Below are 17119 nucleotides of genomic sequence, written 5' to 3' on the forward strand. Positions count from 1 at the left end.
AGTCTCGGCGACGTGACACTCATCGAGACGCGTGCGCTGACGAAGCGCTACGGGGGTGGCGTCACCGCCCTGTCGGATCTGACCCTGGCGGTGCAGCCGGGGATCATCGGCCTGGTCGGGGCCAACGGCGCCGGGAAGTCCACCTTCATCAAGATCATGCTTGGCCTGCTGGCGCCCTCCGACGGCGATCTGCGCGTGCTCGGGATGGACCCGACCACGCGCGCCGAAGAGGTGCGGGCGCGGGTCGGCTACATGCCCGAGCACGACTGCCTGCCCAGCGAGGTATCGGCGGCCGAGTTCGTGACACACCTGGCGCGGATGAGCGGCCTGCCCGCCACCGCCGCCCGGGAGCGCGCCTCCGAGGCGCTGCGCCACGTGGGGCTCTACGAGGAGCGGTACCGCCAGATCGGCGGCTACTCGACCGGCATGAAGCAGCGGGTCAAGCTGGCCCAGGCGCTGGCCCACGACCCGGACCTGCTGCTGCTGGACGAGCCGACCAACGGCCTCGACCCGGCCGGCCGCGACGCCATGCTGGAGCTGGTGCACCGCATCGGCACCGAGTTCGGCATCTCCATCGTGGTCTGCTCGCACCTGCTTGGCGAGGTCGAGCGCATCTGCGACTCGATCATCGCCATCGAGGGCGGCCGGCTGCTGCGCTCGGCCACGGTCGAGGACATGACGACGAGCCGCGACGTGCTGACGGTGGAGGTGTCGGAGGGCGTCGACCAGCTCACCGCGCGCCTGGCCGAGCTGGGCATCCCGGCCTCCCGGGACGGCATGGCGCTGTCGGTGCCGCTGGACAGCGAGGACGTCTACGACCGCATCCTCGTGGCCGTGGCCGAGCTCGACCTGCCGCTGCACCGGCTCGACCAGCGCCGCCACCGCGTGGCCGAGCTGTTCCAGACCCACACCGTCACCGCACCCGCGATGAGCGCTCAGGAGGCCGGCCGTGGCGCCGCAGACTAGTGTCATCCACGACATCGGCTATCAGCGGTACAAGGGACCGCGGCTGGGCCGGTGGTACGCCAACCGCTCGCTCTACGAGCACAGCGTGCGCGCCGCGTTCGGGATCGGCCGCGGGGCCAAGGCCAAGATCTTCCCCTGGCTGATCATCGGCATCGTGCTGCTCGTGGCGGTCGTCGTCATCGCGTACCGCTCGATCTCCGGGCAGACCCTGATGTCCTACGCCGCGTACGTCGACGGGCTGAGCTACCCGGTGATGCTCTTCCTGGCCATCGTGGCCCCGGAGCTGGTGTCCCGGGACCTGCGCGACCGGACGCTGCCGCTGTACTTCTCACGGCCGCTGGCCCGCACCGACTACGCCCTGGCGAAGTTCGCCGCGATCGGCACCGCGGTGCTGATCCTGCTCGCGGCGCCGCAGCTGCTGATCTACATCGGCGCGGTGTTCACCCGCACCGACGGCTTCTCCGGCGCCTGGGACGAGCTCGGCGACCTCGGTCCCGGCCTGGTCGGCGCGCTGGTCCGGGCGCTGATCCTGGGCTCGATCTCGCTGCTGGTCGCCTCGCTGTCGGGCCGCCGCGCGTTCGCCGCCGCGTTCATCGTCGGCGTCTTCGTCATCACCTCGCCGATCGCCGGCATCCTCACGGTGCTCGGCAACGACACCATCACGCACCTGGCCTTCCTGGTGAACCCGATGTTCCTGATGATCGGCCTCGAACAGTGGATGTTCGGCGCCCCCGACGGCGGCGGCATGCCGATCGGCAACCTCGGCTGGGCCTACGGCGTCGGGGCCGTGGTGCTCTTCGGCGGCTCGCTCGCCCTCCTGCTGCAGCGTTACCGGAAGGTGGCCGCCTGACATGAGCACCGTCGACCTGCAGCACGTTTCGCGTTGGTACGGCAACGTGGTCGCCGTCAACGACGTGACGATGACGCTCGGACCGGGCGTCACGGGTCTTCTGGGCCCGAACGGTGCCGGAAAGACCACCCTCCTGCACATGATGTCCGGGTTCCTGGCCCCGTCCCGCGGCACGCTGACCGTGGACGGCGCCCCGACCTGGCGCAACCCCGACGTGTACCGCACCCTGGGCCTCGTCTCCGAGCGCGAGAGCGTGCACGGCTTCCTGACGGGCCAGGAGTTCGTCCTCGCCAGTGCCAAGCTGTTCCGCCTGTCCAACCCGGAGGAGGCGGCCCGCCGGGCGCTCGCCCTGGTGGAGATGGAACCGGCGCAGGACCGGCGGATCGAGACGTACAGCAAAGGCATGCGCCAGCGCATCCGGGTCGCCGCCGCGCTCGTCCACGAGCCGAGCGTCCTGCTGCTCGACGAGCCGTTCAACGGCATGGACCCGCGGCAGCGCTTCCACATGATGGACCTGCTGCACAAGATGGGCGACGAGGGCCGCACCGTCCTGTTCTCGTCGCACATCCTGGAGGAGGTCGAGCAGGTCTCCGGCACCGTGCAGGTCATGGTGGCCGGCCGCCTGGCCGCCTCCGGCGAGTTCCGCACCATCCGCCGCCTCATGACCAACCGCCCGCACGTGTTCACCCTGCGCTCCAGCGACGACCGCCGCCTCGCGGTCGCCCTGATGGCCCTGGACTCGGTGGCCGGCGTGGACATCGACCAGACCGGCCTGCAGGTGCGAGCGTCGGACTACGGCACCTTCACCCGAGCCCTGCCGCGCGTGGCGCTCAAGGAGGGCGTCCGGGTGCGCCGCCTGATCCCGGCCGACGAGTCCCTGGAAAGCGTCTTCTCCTACCTGGTGGGTGCCGCATGAACGCCACAGTCGCGATGATCACGGCCCGCGGCCTGCTGGGCCGCCGGCGAATCTGGCTCCTGGTGCCGCTGCCGCTGCTGCTCATCGGCCTCACCCTGCTCGTCAAGGCGTTCGGCCCCGAACCGGCCGAGTGGGGCGAGGGCGTCATCGGCGGCCTGGGCTTCTCGGCGGTACTGCCGGTCATCGCCCTCATCGTCGGCACGGGCGTGCTGGGCTCCGAGATCGACGACGGGACCATCACGCACATCCTGTCCAAGCCGCTGCCCCGCTCGGAAATCATCCTGACGAAGCTCGCGGTGGCAACCGGCGTGACGGCCCTGTTCGCCGGTGTGCCGCTGTTCATCGTGGGGCTGATCGCGGGCGAGCCGCCGCTGGCCTTCGCGCTGTTCGTGGGCGGTGTGATCGGCTCGCTGGCGTACTGCTCGATCTTCGTCCTGCTGAGCGTGATGACCCGGCGGCCGGTGCTGGTGGGGCTGGCGTACGTGGTGCTGTGGGAGGGGGTGCTGGGCAATATTCTGACCGGCACGCAGAAGCTTTCGATCCAGCAGTACGTGCAGGCGATCGTGGACTGGCTGGCGCCTACCGAGCTGCTGCACGGGAATGTGGCGGTGCCGCTCTCCTGGGTGATGGCGGCGGTGTTCACCGTGGGTTCTACCGCGTATGCGGTTCAGCGCCTGCGGACCCTCTCGGTCGCCGGCGAGACTGGCTGACGGTTTTCTCTGCTCCTTGTGCGGCGCGCCCTTGCTTTTCGCGGGGGTGCGCCGCTCTTTTGGTGGTGCCCTCTTGCTTGGGCCGCTCGTCCGATGGTTCCGGGCCGCCTGCGGCGTCCCGAGGGTCGTGGCGCCTTGCGGCGCCGAGGGGTGCTGAGCTGCGAAAACGTTAAGTCGGGCGCTCCGCACCGCGACTTAACGGATTTATCGCCCGACAGGGTATAAATCCGATATGTCGGGTTAGCGAAGCGCCCGACATATCGCGATCAAGCCCCTCACCAGGGCAGTCGAGTGGCGGACCAGCCCAAGGCGATGGTTGGGTGTGAGCGTGCATCGGGTCTACAGCGTGGTCGTCTTCATCATCCTGGCCTCGCTCGACAACGTCGCGATCAGTCTTGTGCCGCCGCTCTACTCGCCCATCAGCCGTGCGTTAGGCGTTGGCGAAGGCGCGCTAGGAGTCGTGACGGCCATCGGCTATCTCGTGACGGCGGTCGCCGCGGTCCTCTGGGCGTACGCCGGAGACCGGACCGACCGCAAGCCCGTGCTCATGATCGGGACGCTCATCTGGGCGATCGGCACCGCCGGGAGTGCGCTCGCCGGGGGGTACTGGACGTTTCTCCTGATGCAGCTGTTCGCGGCCGTCGGGCTCGGGGCCGTCGGGTCGGTCGGGTTCTCCGTGGTCAGCGACCTGATCTCGCCCAAGCGGCGGGGGCTCGTGATGAGTCTCTGGGGGCTCTCGCAGGGCGTCGGCACCCTCGCCGGAGTGCTCGTCGCCAGCCAGCTCGGCGGCGCGAACTGGAAGACCCCCTTCTGGGTGCTCGCCGCGCTCGGCGTGACAGCCTCCATCTTGTACTTCACGACAGCCGACATCCGCCGCGGCCAGAGCGAGCCCGATCTGGCGGCGGTGTTCGCGGCCGGCGAGGAGTACGAGCATCGCATCTCCCGCGCCGACCTCCCCGGAATCGTCGCGCGGCGGACCAACGTGTGGCTGATCCTGCAGGGGCTCACCGCGCAGGCCGCGTTCGGGTCGCTCGTCTGGCTGCCGCGGCTCTTCCAGGCGCGCGCCGAGGCGCAGGGCTACGACGAGCGCACGGCCATCGCGGTCGGTGGGCTGCTGGCCACCCTGTTCCAGCTCGGCGGGGTGCTGTCGATCGTCGGCGGGCTGATCGGGGATCGCTGGCAGCGGCGTGACGGCGGGGGACGCGCCAAAGTCGCCGCCATCGGGATCCTCGCCGGGATCCCGTTGTACGTCCTGTTGTTCTTCGCCCCGATCGGGCTCCCGGATCCCGAGGGGCGCGGGGCGCTCGCGATCGTGCTCGGGTCGCTGTTCACGTCGCCGAGCCTGCTGGGGGCGTTCCTGCTCGCGCTCGTGGCGCTGGCGCTGACGTCGGCGAACTCGCCGAACTGGTTCGCGCTCATCGCCGATGTCAATCCGCCTGAGCATCGCGGGACCGTGTACTCGCTCGGGAACCTGGTCAACGGGGTCGGGCGGGCGGCCGGGAACGGGCTGGTCGGCGTGGTGTTCGCGGCGCTCGCGCGGGCCTTTCCACCGCCCGCCAACCTGGCCATCGGGCTGGCGGCGTTCCAGGTGTTCTTCATTCCAACCGGGGTCATGTACTGGCTGGCGTCGCGCACCTCGCCGGCGGACATCGACGAGGTGCACGCGCTGCTGCGGGCCCGGGCGAGCCAGGAGGTCAGTTCCCGAACGCCCGCTGGTGGCTCGGCGGGGTGAACTGCACGACCGGCTGACCCTGCAGGGCGGCCTTCAGGGTGTAGGCCACCGCGTTGTTGATGACCGGGTGCGACATGGTCTTGTTGACCTGCGGCCAGTCCGGGTCGGTGAGCATGCCGGCCACGGCGAGCTGCTTGGTCATCGCCACGAAGGTCGCGCTCTTGCCGCTGTCGGTGGTGCCGGTCTTGCCGGCGACCGGGCGGCCGACGTCGCCGCGGGTGCCCGTGGCGGTACCGCTGCCCGGGCACGCGCCGAACGCCGACTGGTCGCCGACGGGGCAGCGGGCCATGTCCACGGCCGCGCGGGCGATGTCCGGGTCGACGACCTGCTTGCACGACGGCTGGCCGGCGTCGATCTTGTTGCCGTTGAGGTCGCGGATCTCGGTGATCGGGGTCGGCGCGCAGTACTTGCCGTCGGCCGCGAGCGCCGCGTACGCCCCTGCCAGGTCCAGCGGCGTGGTGTCGGACACGCCCAGCGTGAAGGCGCCCCACTCCTTGGCGTCCTTGGCGAAGTCCGCGTCCTGCTGCGAGCGGAACTGGATGCCCAGCCGCTTGGCCACGTCCACCACGTGGTCGGCGCCGACGCGCTGCTCGAGCGGCACGAAGTACGTGTTGAGCGACATGCCGAAGCCCTGCCACATGTTGAACACGCCGGTCGGGTCGCCCTCGGAGTTCTTCGGGCAGTAGTGCGGGCCGTTGCAGGCCGCGGGGCTGCTCGCGTCGATCGGGTAGTCCGACTGGAACTGCGCCTGCACGTCCTCGGTGTGGTTCAGCGGCAGCCCCGACTCCATCGCGGCGACCGCGGTGAAGATCTTGAAGCTCGAGCCGGCCTGGTAGCCGGGCACATCCGGGCCGCCGGTGATGAAGGGCACCGTGGTGTTCGGATAGTTGCCCTTCTGGCCCTTCTTCGCCGGGTTGGTGCTGTTGCCGTTCGCGCTCTGGTCGTTGCTGAAGTTGCGGTTGGTGGCGAGCGCCTGCACCCGGCCGGTCCCGGGCTCGACCGCGGCGACCATCACGGCCTCCGAGTTGCCCAGGCCGACATTGGCCCCACCGACATTGGGCTGATTCTTCGCGTACTTGAACGCCGCCGTCTGCGTCTGCACGTTCAACGAGCTGATGATGGTGTACCCGCCGGAGCGCAGCTTGTTCTCCCGGTCGAACGCGTCGGCGCCGAACGCCGGCTGCTCGTCCCACCAGCGGCGCAGGTAGTCGCAGAGGAAGCCGGCGCCCAGGTCGGCCCGCTGCACCTGCTCGCAGCCCTCCGGGGTGCGCTGCCCGACGATGGTCAGCTTGACCGCCTTGGCCTCGTCGCGCTGCTGGGCGGTGATGTACTTCATCGCGACCATCTGGTCCAGCACGTACGACTCGCGGGCGATCGCCTTGGGCAGCCCGTCCGCCGTCGCCGGGTCGTTGGTCGACGGCGCCTTCACCAGACCGGCCAGCAGCGCCGACTCGGGCAGCGTCAGGTCCTTGGGGTCCTTGCCGAAGTAGACGTGCGCGGCCGCGTAGATGCCGAACGCGCCGTGGCCGAACGTGGAGATGTTGAGGTACCGCTCCAGGATCTGCTGCTTGGTCAGCTTCTTCTCGAGCGCCATCGCGAGCTTCATTTCCTTGAGCTTGCGGGCCGGCGTCTTGGCGGTCGCGTCCACCACGTCCTGCGGGGTGCGGGCCGAGTACGAGGTGGCCTGCCGCACGTACTGCATCGTCAGCGTCGACGCGCCCTGCTGGTCGCCGCCGTTCTCGTTGTTGACGAACGCGCGGGCCACACCCTTGAGGTCGACGCCCTTGTGCTCGTAGAACCGGTTGTCCTCGGCCGCGACCATCGCCTCGGTCATGAACTGCGACACATCCGCGATCGGCACGTCCCGCCGGTTCTCGTCGTACATCATCGCCAGGAGCGTCTTGCCGTCACTGGCGTAGATGTAGGAGATCTGCGGCGAGGGCAGCACGTCCAGGTCGGTGGGCAGGTCCTCGAAGGTGTCGGCCCCCGACTTCGCGGCCAGCCCGGAGAAGGCCAGCCCCGGGAAGGCGGCCGCGGCCACCACCACCCCGGCGAAGAGACCGCAGAGCAACAACGAGGCGACGGCCTTCAGGGCCACATTCGGACGCAGACGCACTCTACAAGCCGTACCCGATGCGGCCGCTCGCGACACGTCATCCGGCCGCCGGTATTCCGTGAAAAACGACACCGGCGGCCGTGACAACCGAATATGGGCCTTACAGGGTCTTCAAATGAAAGCCCCCGTCTACGTCGATCACCTGCCCCGTGGAGAACGCCAGCAAACCGCTCGCGATCGCCACCACGGCCTTTCCGACGTCCTCGGGGGTGCCCCAGCGGCGGATCGGCGAAATGCCCTCGTCGAAAATCAGCCTGTCGTACTTCGCTGTGACCCCGCCGGTCATGTCGGTGGCGATGATGCCGGGGCGCACCTCGTACACGTTGATGCCGTGCTCGGCCAGGCGCGCGGCGTACAACTTGGTGAGCATCGACAGTCCGGCCTTCGTGATGCAGTAGTCGCCGCGGTTGACGCTGGCGGTGTATGCGCTCATCGAGGAGATGGTGACGATCTGGCCCTGCGTGCCGGCCGCGATCATGCGGTTGGCGACCAGCTGGGTCAGGAAGTACGGTCCCTTCAGGTTGATCCCGACGAGCCGGTCGAACGACTCCTCGCCGGCCTCGAGGATGTCCGCGCGCACGTCGGGCGCGACGCCGGCGTTGTTCACGAGCAGCTCGATGTCGCCGAACGCCGCGTAGGCCTCCGCCACGAGGCGGGTGCGGTCATCGGATCGACTGAGATCAGCCTGTACCGTGGCGGCCTTGGATCCTTGCTGTTCGACCTCGGCCGCCACCTCCCTGGCGGCGTCCGCGTTGCTCGCGTAGTTGACCACGACGTCCCATCCGGCCCGGGCCAGGGCGATCGCGATGCCGCGGCCGATCCCGCGGGAGGCGCCGGTGACGAGGGCCGCACTCATGCGGTGCCCCCGAACCCGCGCCGGGCCGGGGTGGTCGCGGTGCTCACTCGGTGCCTCCGAAGAAGGTGTAGTAGGGACCGTCCTCGATGCGCAGGAGGTAGAGGCCGAGCTCGCGGAGGTGGTAGTCGCCCCACATGCTCGACTCGCCGTTCGGGACCTGCTGACCCTCGTGGATCTGGTCCCAGCCGTTGGGACGGTGGTACACCGAGTGCAGCAGCAGCCCCTGATGCGCGGGGTCGGTCGCGACATAGTGTGTCAGCAGGGTCTGCGCGACCGTGAGTCCCGCCTGGGTGTACCGCGCGTCGCCGAGCGTCCGGCCCAGCCTGAGCAGGCCCTGGGCGCCGATCGCGGCCGCGCTGGCGTCGACCGGCTCGTGCGCGTTGTACGGGTCGGCGGGCGCGTCGAGATCCAGGTGCGCGATCCCGGGGGCGCCGGTGTCCCAGTACGGCACGCCGTCGGCCGGGGACGAGTCGATGTAGAAGTCGCACGTCGCGCGGGCGGCCCGTTCGAACGTGTCGTCGTGCTCGAACTCGAGCAGCTCCGCGAAGCCGAGCATGGCCCAGGCCAGGCCGCGGGTCCAGGTGGAGAAGGGGGAGTACCCCTGCTGCGTGCTCGGCGCGCGGAACCGGCCGTCGTTCACGTTGAACAGCGCCTCGTGTGCGGTGCGCCCCCGCACGTCGTAGGCGTCGCGCCCCTCGCCGTAGAACACGTTGTACTTCGCGGTGTTGTACGCGTGTTCGCGCATCCGCACGCGCAGGTCGATCCGCTCGTCGTGCTCGCCCATGAGCACATGCCCGAGCGAATGCGCGACGGCGAGCGAGCGGCACGAGCGGATCGTGTCGACGAAGAGCGACTGGGGGCCGTTGAAGCTGTAGATGTACCCCGTGCCGTCCTCGATCTTCTGCCAGCGCGCGGCCTGCACGGCTCCCGACACCTTCAGCGCGAGCTCGGCCGCGGGCGCCTCGCGCTCGGCGATGCGCCCCTCCTTGACCAGTCGCAGGATCGCCCCGTACGTGCTGACGTTGTTGAACCCGTGATCGTGCACCCCGACGTGGCTGACGTGCGGCGCCATCACCCGCCGGGTCTGCTCCAGCCCCAGGTCGCGGAACGTCTCGTCGCCGGTGGCGTCGAACTGCAGCAGTGCGGACCCGACCTGGAACCCCTGCGTCCACTCGGTCCACCCGCGCGCGGTGTACCGCCCGTCCACGGTGAACACGGGCGAACTGCCGCCGACCTCCAGCGCCAGGATCTTCCCCGCGGACAGCTCGAACATCCGCTCGACCCCGGCCCTGAGATCCTTCGCGGCAATCCCCGCCTCGATGCGCAACATGCGGGCGATGGTACCGAGGAAAGCCCTTTCCTGGAAGTGCCGGGCCGTGCGCTCGGGTTTTTCACGCGCGTGGCCCGGCTGCGTGCGATCGTTCTCGCGCGGGTGGCCCGGCTGCGTGCGATCGTTCTCGCGCGGGTGGCCCGGCTGCGTGCGATCGTTCTCGCGCGGGTGGCCCGGCTGCGTGCGATCGTTCTCGCGCGGGTGGCCCGGCTGCGTGCGGTCGTTTCGCGCGCACGGTGCGGTCAGGGTTCGGTCGTTCGTTCTCGCGCTCGGGATCTGGCTGTGTGCGGTCGTTCTCGCGCTCGGGACCTGGCTGTGTGCGGTCGTTCTCGCGCGCGCGGCCCGGCCATGCGCGGGCGTTTTTCGGGGTCGTGCGAGGATATGCGGCGTGGACATCGCGGTGGAGGACGTCACCGCCCGCTGGGTCACCGCCTGGACCACGGGCCGCACCACGGACCTCTTCAAACTCCTGGCCGCCGCCCCGACCATCGAAACCAACCTGGACCCGGACGGCGACTTCATCGAGCTGCTGACGGACTACGCGGCAGCACTGGAGTCGATCGCGGTCTTCTCCCAGACGGTCCTGGACCGCCGGGTGGCTCTGATCTACGACTGCACGCTGGGCGACGAGACCTTCCGCCTGGCCGAGTTCCTGACCGTCAACGCCGCCGGCCTGGTCACCGAAATCCGCCGGGTCTACGACCTGAACGCGGTGGAACGCCTGATGCCGCACCTGCTGCTGGAGCACTGAAGCCGGGTTATCCACAGGCAAAAAGTTTCTCTTCCGGCGGGGTTGGCGGGGGAGCAGGCTTATGGGCATGAAGGAATTGAGCTCGGGTCGCCGGCCAGACGAACAAGCCATTCTGCGAGGCCCGCCGAACCTCACCTGAGGTTCCGAAATCGCGCCGGACGGCGCGCCTGCCCGGCCGCGTCGACCTCGCAGACGCGTCGCATCCCTCACGCGGAACCCGCACCGCGCCGGATGCGTCGCGCCGCGATGTGCCGTGCCCGCGCCGTCATGGGCGGGGCCGGGCCGACCCGAACCAAAGTCTGCGAGCCGGGGTCGGCCCAGTCCCCCCGCCAATCCGCGAGCGCCAAGTTCACCGCGCCGGCCCAGCGCACCCGGCACCGTGAACCGAACGCCCGCGGCGGCGATCCACACAGAACCGCAACGCAAGCGATCAGCGACCACCCGTCACCGCAACCCGAGCAATCGGCAACCGACATCAACCGTGGCCTGCGTGATCGGCGGCCGCACACCAACCGCGCGGTGAGCGACTAGCCGCCGCACATCAGCCCGCAATGCAAGCAGATCGGCGACCACGCATCACCGCAATGCACGCGGTCGGCGGCCGACATCAACCGCGGCGTGCATGATCGGCAGCCGCACACGATCCGCGCGGCGAGCAATCGGCGACCCGCGCGGGGGAGGGGGCAATTCGCAGCGCAGTTCGTCAGCGCAGTTCGTCAGCGCAACGAGAAGCAACGAAACGTGCGCGCGCCGAGGGGGAGTGCGCACGGCTCGGAAAGCGGTTCGCACTGCGGCAACAAGCGGCTTTCGCGGCCGGCGTGTGCGCAAACGGGGGCGTGCACGCCAAACGCGAGCGAGCCGTTGACATAAAGCGCCGCCGACGTTTCGCGAGAGGTGGTGCACGGCTAAAGGCGACCACCCGTCGACGACAGCGCCGTCAATGTGCACGGGAGGGTGGTGCACGGCGGGGTGGCGACGGGCCGTTGACCGGCGCGCGGTCCACGTCCGCGGGTAGGTGGTGCATGGCGAAAGGCGGTCACCCGTCGACGACAGCGCCGTCAATGTGCACGGGAGGGTGGTGCACGGCGCGGCGGCGACGGGCCGTTGACCGGTGCGCGGTCCACGTCCGCGGGTAGGTGGTGCATGGCGAAAGGCGGTCACCCGTCGACGACAGCGCCGTCAATGTGCACGGGAGGGTGGTGCACGGCGCGGCGGCGACGGGCCGTTGACCGGTGCGCGGTCCACGTCCGCGGGTAGGTGGTGCATGGCGAAAGGCGGCCACCCGTCGACGACAGCGCCGTCAATGTGCACGGGAAGGTGGTGCACGGCGCGGCGGCGGGCCGTTGACATAAAGCGTCGCCGACGTTTGCGAAAGGTGGTGCACGGCGAGGGCCGGGCTCCGGAAGGTCGGAGCCCGGCCCTGGCCAGACGGTGGTGGTGCTATTCGGTTGGGGTAGGAGGGATCAGGCGACGGTCGTCATCGAGGAGGCCGAGACGAAGGTGTAGCCCAGGCCCTGGATGCCCTCGACGGTCGACTTCAGGTAGGAGGTGCCGAGGTACGGGTGGTAGAAGAAGCTCGCCACCCCGTCGCGGATCGCCAGGTTGGCCTTGGCGTTGGCGATCAGGTCGGCCGGCAGTACGGCCGGGTGCTGGTTGAACGGCTCCGGCTCGATGTTGCCGATGTTCTCCGGGATGATCGTCGAGCCGTAGACGTCGCGGACCGTGTAGGGGAAGAACTGGCCGACCATGTGGGCGACGCTGTTGTCGACCGTGGTGCCGGACAGGACGCCGGGGAAGTACAGGCCGCGGTCGTAGCGGACGCCGAAGAGGGTGTTGATGGTCTTGTAGTCCAGGGCCGAGGCGGCGTAGTGCGGCGGCTCGAAGATGGTCGGCTGGGAGAGGCCGGCGAGCATCCAGTCGGCGCGGGAGGCCACGACGCGGGCCGTGACGTTGAGGGCCGAGTCGTTCTTCACCGGGCCGTCGTAGATGACCGCGTCCGAGGCGTCGACGTGGGCGGTGAAGAACTCGAAGTCGTTCGCGCTCACGCCGTCGTACGGGTTGTTCAGGGAGTCCAGCTGGTGGGTGTAGCCGTGCATGAGCAGGGTGCCGCCCTTGCTCTGCATGTACTTCAGGGCGCTGACCACCAGTGGCCGCTGGCGCAGCGTGTAGTCCTGGGCCTTGCCATTGTTGTCCACGCCCTTCGGGTTGCGGTAGCGGCTGTAGACGGCGACGGTGAACGGGATCTTCTTGCTGGACAGGTAGTCCGCGACGGCGCGCAGCTCGGCCGGGTCGGCGTCCGGGCCGACGTCCTCGATGCGGACGAGGGCGCGGTGGCGGGTGGCGGTCTGCGGGGCGAGCACGTCGTACAGCAGGTCCGAGAACGCGAGGTAGCGGTCGTTGGACGTGATGTAGGAGAACGGGATCTCGCCGATGTAGGTCAGGTTGCCGGACTTGATGCCCCACGGGAACTTCGTGCCGTCGGCGCGCACGGCGTCGCCGACGCTGACCGCCTTGCTGCTGTCGTAGACGGCGTAGTCCATGATGCCGGCGAGGTTGCGGGTGTCGCGGGTCAGCGCGGTGCCCTTGTAGTCGACCTCGGCGACGGTGGAGACGTCGAAGCCCTTCCAGGTGTACCCGTACTTCGTCGCGAAGTCCGCCGAGCGCGCGGTCAGCTGCCAGATGTTGTCGTACAGCCACACGACGGGCTTGCTGGTGGCCAGCACGTCGTCGAGGAAGGCGGTCGGGATCGGCTCGTCGTAGGTGGAGCCGACGTAGACGACCGCGCTGTACTTCTCCAGCTCGCCCTTGGTGTAGGTGCCGACCGGGTGGGCGGTCCAGGCGCCGAAGTGCGAGACGAGGTTGGTGGCCATCATCCCGTAGTCCTCGCCGAGCCAGGCGTACTCGCCCGAGTAGTCGTAGAGGACCAGCGTCTTCGTCGCGGGGTTGGAGCCGGTGGCGCCGGCGCCGGAGACCGTCTTGGCGGTGGTCGCGGCCAGGGCCGGGGCCGCCGGAGCGGCGAGGCCGAGCACCGCGACCAGCACCAGGCCGAGCAGAGCTGACAACTTACGCATGAACAGGTACACCCAATCTCAGACGAGCGAGGCGGACGAGGGCATCGGGGAGGGGATCGGCGCGAGGCCGAGCATGGCGGCGACGGCCTGCTCGGTGCGCTGCGACGCGAGACCGTCGCCGTAGGGGTTGCCGCTGGCCGTCATCGACTGGCGCAGCATCGGGTCGTCGAGCAGCTTCGCGGCCTCGGCGACGATCAGGTCCTCGTCGGTGCCGACGAGCTTGGCGCACCCGGCCTGGAGGGACTCGACGCGCTCGGTGACCTCACGCAGTACCAGAGCGGGAACCCGGAAGGAAGGGGCCTCCTCCTGGATGCCGCCGGAGTCGGTGAGGGCCAGGTAGGCGCGGGACAGCAGCCGGGCGAGCGAGGGGTAGGGCAGCGGGTCGGTGATCGTCACGCGGGGCACGCCCGCGAGGCCGGCCTCGACCTGGGCCCGCACGGCCGGGTTGGCGTGGGCGGGCAGCACGACCCGGATGTCCGGGTAGGCCTCGACCAGGCGCTTCACCGCGGACAGGATGCGGTCCAGCGGCTCGCCCCACGACTCGCGGCGGTGCGCGGTGACGAGGACCAGGCGGGCCTCGCCGTGCTCGGCGGCGTCGACCGCGGCGGCCACGCCGGCGTCGTCGAACGGCAGCTCCTTGGCCGCGATCTCCAGCGCCGCGTCCACCACGGTGTTGCCGGTGATGAGCACGTTGGCCGGGGCCACGCTCTCGTCGAGCAGGTTGGTCGCGGCGAGCGCGGTCGGGGCGAGGTGCAGCGCGGCGAGCTGGCCGACGAGCTTGCGGTTGGCCTCCTCCGGGAACGGCGAGTCGAGGTCGCCGGAGCGCAGGCCGGCCTCGAGGTGCACGACCGGGATGCGGCGCCAGAACGCGGCCATCGCGCCGGCCAGGGTCGTCGTGGTGTCGCCCTGCACGACCACGGCGGCCGGCTTGCGGGTCTCCAGCAGCGCGTCGAGCTGCTTGATCATCTCGGTGAGCAGCTCCGGCTGGCTGCCGGTCACGCGCTGCAGCGGCAGCGTCACGTCGGCCTCGACGTCGAAGGCGGCCAGGGCCTGGGTGACCATCGCCGGGTGCTGGCCGCTGGCGACCAGGACCGGGGTCAGGCGACCGGCGGCGCGCATGGCGGCCGCGACGGGGGCGAGCTTGATGGCCTCGGGGCGGGTACCGGCGATGAGGAAGACTTCAGGAAGCATGTGTGCGTCACCTTGGGAGGAGTAAGTGACCGCATCCGTGCGGATATATCCAGAAAAATCGGGCGAGAGCGTCAAGCTGCGACCGGCTCCTCGGCGAGCCGTTCGGTCTTGGCCCAGGCGTTGCGCCGGGCCACCTGCCGGCCGATCGCCCGCCAGGTCGCGACCAGGCCGAGGATCAGGAAGAACGGGTAGGCCACCGCGGCCTTGAGCAGTACCGAGGTCCGCTCGTCGCCGAGCTGCACCCGGTGCACCGCCGCCCAGACCAGGCCGGGGACGGTCATCCCGACGGCCCAGAAGAGCGCGACCTGCCCCATCTGACCCCACGAGTGGATCAGGAACGTGTCGCCGTGGCCGGGGACCAGGTTCCACATCGCGTACCCCCAGAGCCCGAACACGGCCGCGGTGCCGAACGCGTTCATCCAGGGCGCGAGCAGGTAGTACAGCATTTCCAGCAGCGCGTGGTTGCGGATGCGGCGCGAGGCGATCAGCCGCGGGACGTACGAGATGCACTGCAGGTTGCCCTGCGCCCAGCGGGTCCGCTGCCGGACCAGGCGCTTGACGTCGACCAGGCCCTGCTGCTTGACGTGGGCCATCGAGGTGTAGCGGATGCGGTCCCCGCCCAGGTGCATGCGCAGCCCGAGCTCGAGGTCCTCGACCAGGCAGTGCGACCAGGGCGCGTTGCCCAGCCGCATCAGCGACGACAGCCGGGCGAACTGCCCGTTGCCGCCGAGCCCGACCGTGCCGGCCGCGTCGCGCAGCAGCTGGCTGGCGTTCGCGATGGCCGCGAACTCCAGGTCCTGCACGGCGCCCAGCACCCGGTTGCGGTTGTGGATCCGCACGCGGACCTGCACCGCGCCGACGCCGGGGTCGCGCATCAGCCGCGAGACCTCGGACAGCAGGTTGGCGCTGCCGCGGCCGTCGCCGTCGATGACGCCCACGGCCACCCGGTCCGGGTCCTCGCCGTTGAGCAGGGTCAGGTCCCGGATCGCCCGGAACGCCGCGTTGAGCGCCTCGCCCTTGCCCTTGCGGGCGTTGGGGAAGTCGCGGCGCAGGACGGTGAGCCCGTGGTGGTCGATGGCGGCCAGTACGTCCGGGGTGCCGTCGTCCGATCCGTCATCGACCACCAGGACCCTGGTGCGCGTGCCTTCCGGGCCGCTGAGCGCCAGTGCGGCGCCGACGGTCCGGCCGACCACCCGCTCCTCGTTGAGGGCGGGCACGACGATCCAGAAGGTCAGCGGCTCGTTGCCGTTCGGCGCGATGGCATCGCGCCGCCGGCGGCGTCCGGCGGTGGCCGCGTCGCCGGCGGAGAACGCCACCAGCGCCAGGTTGTACGCCGGCCACAGCGTCAGCAGCGCGAAGCCGACCAGAAGGATCGCCGTCATGGATCAGGCGGCGCTGCGGTTGAAGCGGGACGCCCGAACCATCAGAAAACCGGTGACGACGAGCGCGACCCCGGCGATGACGATGGCGAAGACCGGGCTTCCGGTGACGGGCAGCGAACCGGCGGTGGCTCCGCCTGTCACGACCACGCCGGTGACCTTCGAACCTGACATGACAGCTTCCCCTCGGCTATCCGGTGGTGGTGCTCGGCGGCTCCCTGCCGGCAACCGTCGTGCACCTTGTCCGAGAAGCTTGGCCTGCCGCCGCGCCGATTACAACCGGTGACGGGGGTGCTGAAGGCAACTCCAACCGAGCACCTGACACGGGGCTTACGCAGCCAAAACGCCCTGATTACGCACCGTGATGAGAGGGTGTGCCGTAGCTCTCAGTGAAGTCCCGGGGCTGCCGCCAGCCGGGCGCGAACTCGGCCCACAGGGAGAGGGCGACGGCGGCGCTGTCCGGGCGCTCGTCGGGGCGCTTGGCCATGCACTGGCGGCACAGCTCGGCCACCGAGCGGGGCAGGCCCGGCGTGAGGACCACCGGCGTCGGGGCGGCCGCCAGCAGCCGGGCGCCGGGCGCGTGCGGGGAGCGGCCGGTGAGCATGTGGTACAGCAGCACGCCCAGCGCGTACACGTCCCACGCCGGGGACTGCTCGACGCGCGAGGCCGACGGGTGCGCGAACGGTACCGCGAGACCGAAGTCGATGATCTTCACGCCCGCCGTGGTGAGCATGACATTGTCGGCGGTCAAATCCCGGTGCGCGATCCCGCGGCGATGCGCGACGGCGAGCAGCTCGGCCACCGAGGCGGCGATCTCCACCGCCTCCTGCCAGGGCACCGGCCCCTCGCCGAGGCGGGTGGCCAGCGGCACGCCGTTCAGCAGTTCCATGGCCACGGCCGGCACGTGCACGCCCTCGGCCTCGATCTCGCCGAACGCGAACACCTTGGGCACCGTGGGGTGGCGCATGCGCTGCATCAGGTGCGGTTCGCGGCGCGCGGCGTGGCAGGCGCGGGTGTTGTTCGCGAACGCCGGCGCGAGTACCTTCACCGCGGCCGGTCGGATCCGCTCCAGGTCGACGGCCTCGTAGACCAGCGACATCCCGCCCCGGGCGATCGGACGGACCAGCAGGTAGCGGTCGAGCACCCTGCGGCCAACCTCGATCCCGGACACAAACGACGACTATTCCCTATCCGGGCTGGTTGGCGATAGCCCTGGCGAAGTTCATAAGTGTGATCGAAACCTATAGTTGA

Annotated in this window: 14 protein-coding genes; 6 read left to right on the forward strand and 8 right to left on the reverse strand. The window is 70.0% G+C overall.

Going from position 1 to position 17119, the window contains the following annotated elements:
* The first annotated feature begins 12 nt into the window (after positions 1–12).
* The 5 genes from ACQPZ4_RS10560 (at position 13) to ACQPZ4_RS10580 (ending at position 5174) form a co-directional block, all read left to right on the forward strand.
* Complete coding sequence (locus tag ACQPZ4_RS10560) at positions 13–966, forward strand: ABC transporter ATP-binding protein (protein WP_433058352.1); 954 nt, start codon at positions 13–15, stop codon at positions 964–966.
* Positions 950–1816, forward strand: coding sequence for an ABC transporter permease (locus tag ACQPZ4_RS10565; protein WP_433058354.1), 867 nt, complete (start codon positions 950–952; stop codon positions 1814–1816). Before ACQPZ4_RS10560 ends, ACQPZ4_RS10565 begins: the two co-directional genes overlap by 17 nt.
* Before the next feature lies 1 nt (position 1817).
* Positions 1818–2732 carry an ABC transporter ATP-binding protein gene (locus ACQPZ4_RS10570; protein ID WP_433058356.1) on the forward strand — a complete coding sequence of 305 codons (915 nt, stop codon included), beginning with the start codon at positions 1818–1820 and terminating at the stop codon, positions 2730–2732.
* Positions 2729–3442, forward strand: a complete 714-nt coding sequence (locus tag ACQPZ4_RS10575) for an ABC transporter permease subunit (protein ID WP_433058358.1) — start codon at positions 2729–2731, stop codon at positions 3440–3442. The genes ACQPZ4_RS10570 and ACQPZ4_RS10575 overlap by 4 nt, the downstream gene beginning before the upstream one ends.
* Before the next feature lie 265 nt (positions 3443–3707).
* Complete coding sequence (locus ACQPZ4_RS10580; RefSeq protein WP_433066438.1) at positions 3708–5174, forward strand: MFS transporter; 1467 nt, start codon at positions 3708–3710, stop codon at positions 5172–5174.
* On the opposite strand, the gene ACQPZ4_RS10585 is transcribed toward ACQPZ4_RS10580, so the two are convergent.
* The 3 genes from ACQPZ4_RS10585 to ACQPZ4_RS10595 all read right to left on the reverse strand — a co-directional run bounded on the left by ACQPZ4_RS10585 (position 5137) and on the right by ACQPZ4_RS10595 (position 9476).
* Positions 5137–7290 carry a transglycosylase domain-containing protein gene (locus ACQPZ4_RS10585; RefSeq protein ID WP_433058360.1) on the reverse strand — a complete coding sequence of 718 codons (2154 nt, stop codon included), beginning with the start codon at positions 7288–7290 and terminating at the stop codon, positions 5137–5139. The genes ACQPZ4_RS10580 and ACQPZ4_RS10585 overlap by 38 nt on opposite strands.
* 100 nt (positions 7291–7390) lie before the next feature.
* Positions 7391–8146, reverse strand: a complete 756-nt coding sequence (locus tag ACQPZ4_RS10590; protein WP_433058362.1) for a 3-ketoacyl-ACP reductase — start codon at positions 8144–8146, stop codon at positions 7391–7393.
* 43 nt (positions 8147–8189) lie between these two features.
* The gene (locus ACQPZ4_RS10595) at positions 8190–9476 is read right to left on the reverse strand and encodes a hypothetical protein (protein WP_433058363.1); all 1287 of its coding nucleotides are present in this window, start codon (positions 9474–9476) and stop codon (positions 8190–8192) included.
* Between the two features lie 388 nt (positions 9477–9864).
* Between ACQPZ4_RS10595 and ACQPZ4_RS10600 the strand changes: the two genes are divergently transcribed.
* Positions 9865–10227: a hypothetical protein gene (locus ACQPZ4_RS10600; protein ID WP_433058365.1), complete on the forward strand. Its 363-nt coding sequence runs from the start codon at positions 9865–9867 to the stop codon at positions 10225–10227.
* A gap of 1463 nt (positions 10228–11690) precedes the next feature.
* Here ACQPZ4_RS10600 and ACQPZ4_RS10605 read toward each other — a convergent pair.
* The 5 genes from ACQPZ4_RS10605 to ACQPZ4_RS10625 form a co-directional block, all read right to left on the reverse strand.
* Positions 11691–13298, reverse strand: a complete 1608-nt coding sequence (locus ACQPZ4_RS10605) for a DUF2334 domain-containing protein (protein ID WP_433058367.1) — start codon at positions 13296–13298, stop codon at positions 11691–11693.
* 18 nt (positions 13299–13316) lie between these two features.
* Positions 13317–14489, reverse strand: a complete 1173-nt coding sequence (wecB, locus tag ACQPZ4_RS10610; protein WP_433058368.1) for a non-hydrolyzing UDP-N-acetylglucosamine 2-epimerase — start codon at positions 14487–14489, stop codon at positions 13317–13319.
* A gap of 71 nt (positions 14490–14560) precedes the next feature.
* Entirely contained in the window at positions 14561–15871 is a 1311-nt protein-coding gene (locus tag ACQPZ4_RS10615; protein ID WP_433058370.1) for a glycosyltransferase, read from the reverse strand.
* Between the two features lie 3 nt (positions 15872–15874).
* The gene (locus ACQPZ4_RS10620) at positions 15875–16042 is read right to left on the reverse strand and encodes an LPXTG cell wall anchor domain-containing protein (RefSeq protein ID WP_433058371.1); all 168 of its coding nucleotides are present in this window, start codon (positions 16040–16042) and stop codon (positions 15875–15877) included.
* 178 nt (positions 16043–16220) lie between these two features.
* A complete protein-coding gene (locus ACQPZ4_RS10625) occupies positions 16221–17012 on the reverse strand; it encodes a serine/threonine-protein kinase (RefSeq protein WP_433058373.1) in 792 nt (263 codons plus the stop codon).
* Between the last annotated feature and the right edge of the window lie 107 nt (positions 17013–17119).

The sequence above is a fragment of the Dactylosporangium sp. CS-033363 genome, assembly GCF_050942475.1.
Lineage (GTDB): Bacteria > Actinomycetota > Actinomycetes > Mycobacteriales > Micromonosporaceae > Dactylosporangium.

Coding starts and splice junctions, on each gene's coding strand:
- ACQPZ4_RS10570 (WP_433058356.1), top strand. CDS start 1,818: ATGAGCACCGTCGACCTGCAGCACGTTTCGCGTTGGTACGGCAACGTG.
- ACQPZ4_RS10615 (WP_433058370.1), bottom strand. CDS start 15,871: ATGACGGCGATCCTTCTGGTCGGCTTCGCGCTGCTGACGCTGTGGCCG.
- ACQPZ4_RS10590 (WP_433058362.1), bottom strand. CDS start 8,146: ATGAGTGCGGCCCTCGTCACCGGCGCCTCCCGCGGGATCGGCCGCGGC.
- wecB (WP_433058368.1), bottom strand. CDS start 14,489: ATGCTTCCTGAAGTCTTCCTCATCGCCGGTACCCGCCCCGAGGCCATC.
- ACQPZ4_RS10595 (WP_433058363.1), bottom strand. CDS start 9,476: ATGTTGCGCATCGAGGCGGGGATTGCCGCGAAGGATCTCAGGGCCGGG.
- ACQPZ4_RS10575 (WP_433058358.1), top strand. CDS start 2,729: ATGAACGCCACAGTCGCGATGATCACGGCCCGCGGCCTGCTGGGCCGC.
- ACQPZ4_RS10620 (WP_433058371.1), bottom strand. CDS start 16,042: ATGTCAGGTTCGAAGGTCACCGGCGTGGTCGTGACAGGCGGAGCCACC.
- ACQPZ4_RS10605 (WP_433058367.1), bottom strand. CDS start 13,298: ATGCGTAAGTTGTCAGCTCTGCTCGGCCTGGTGCTGGTCGCGGTGCTC.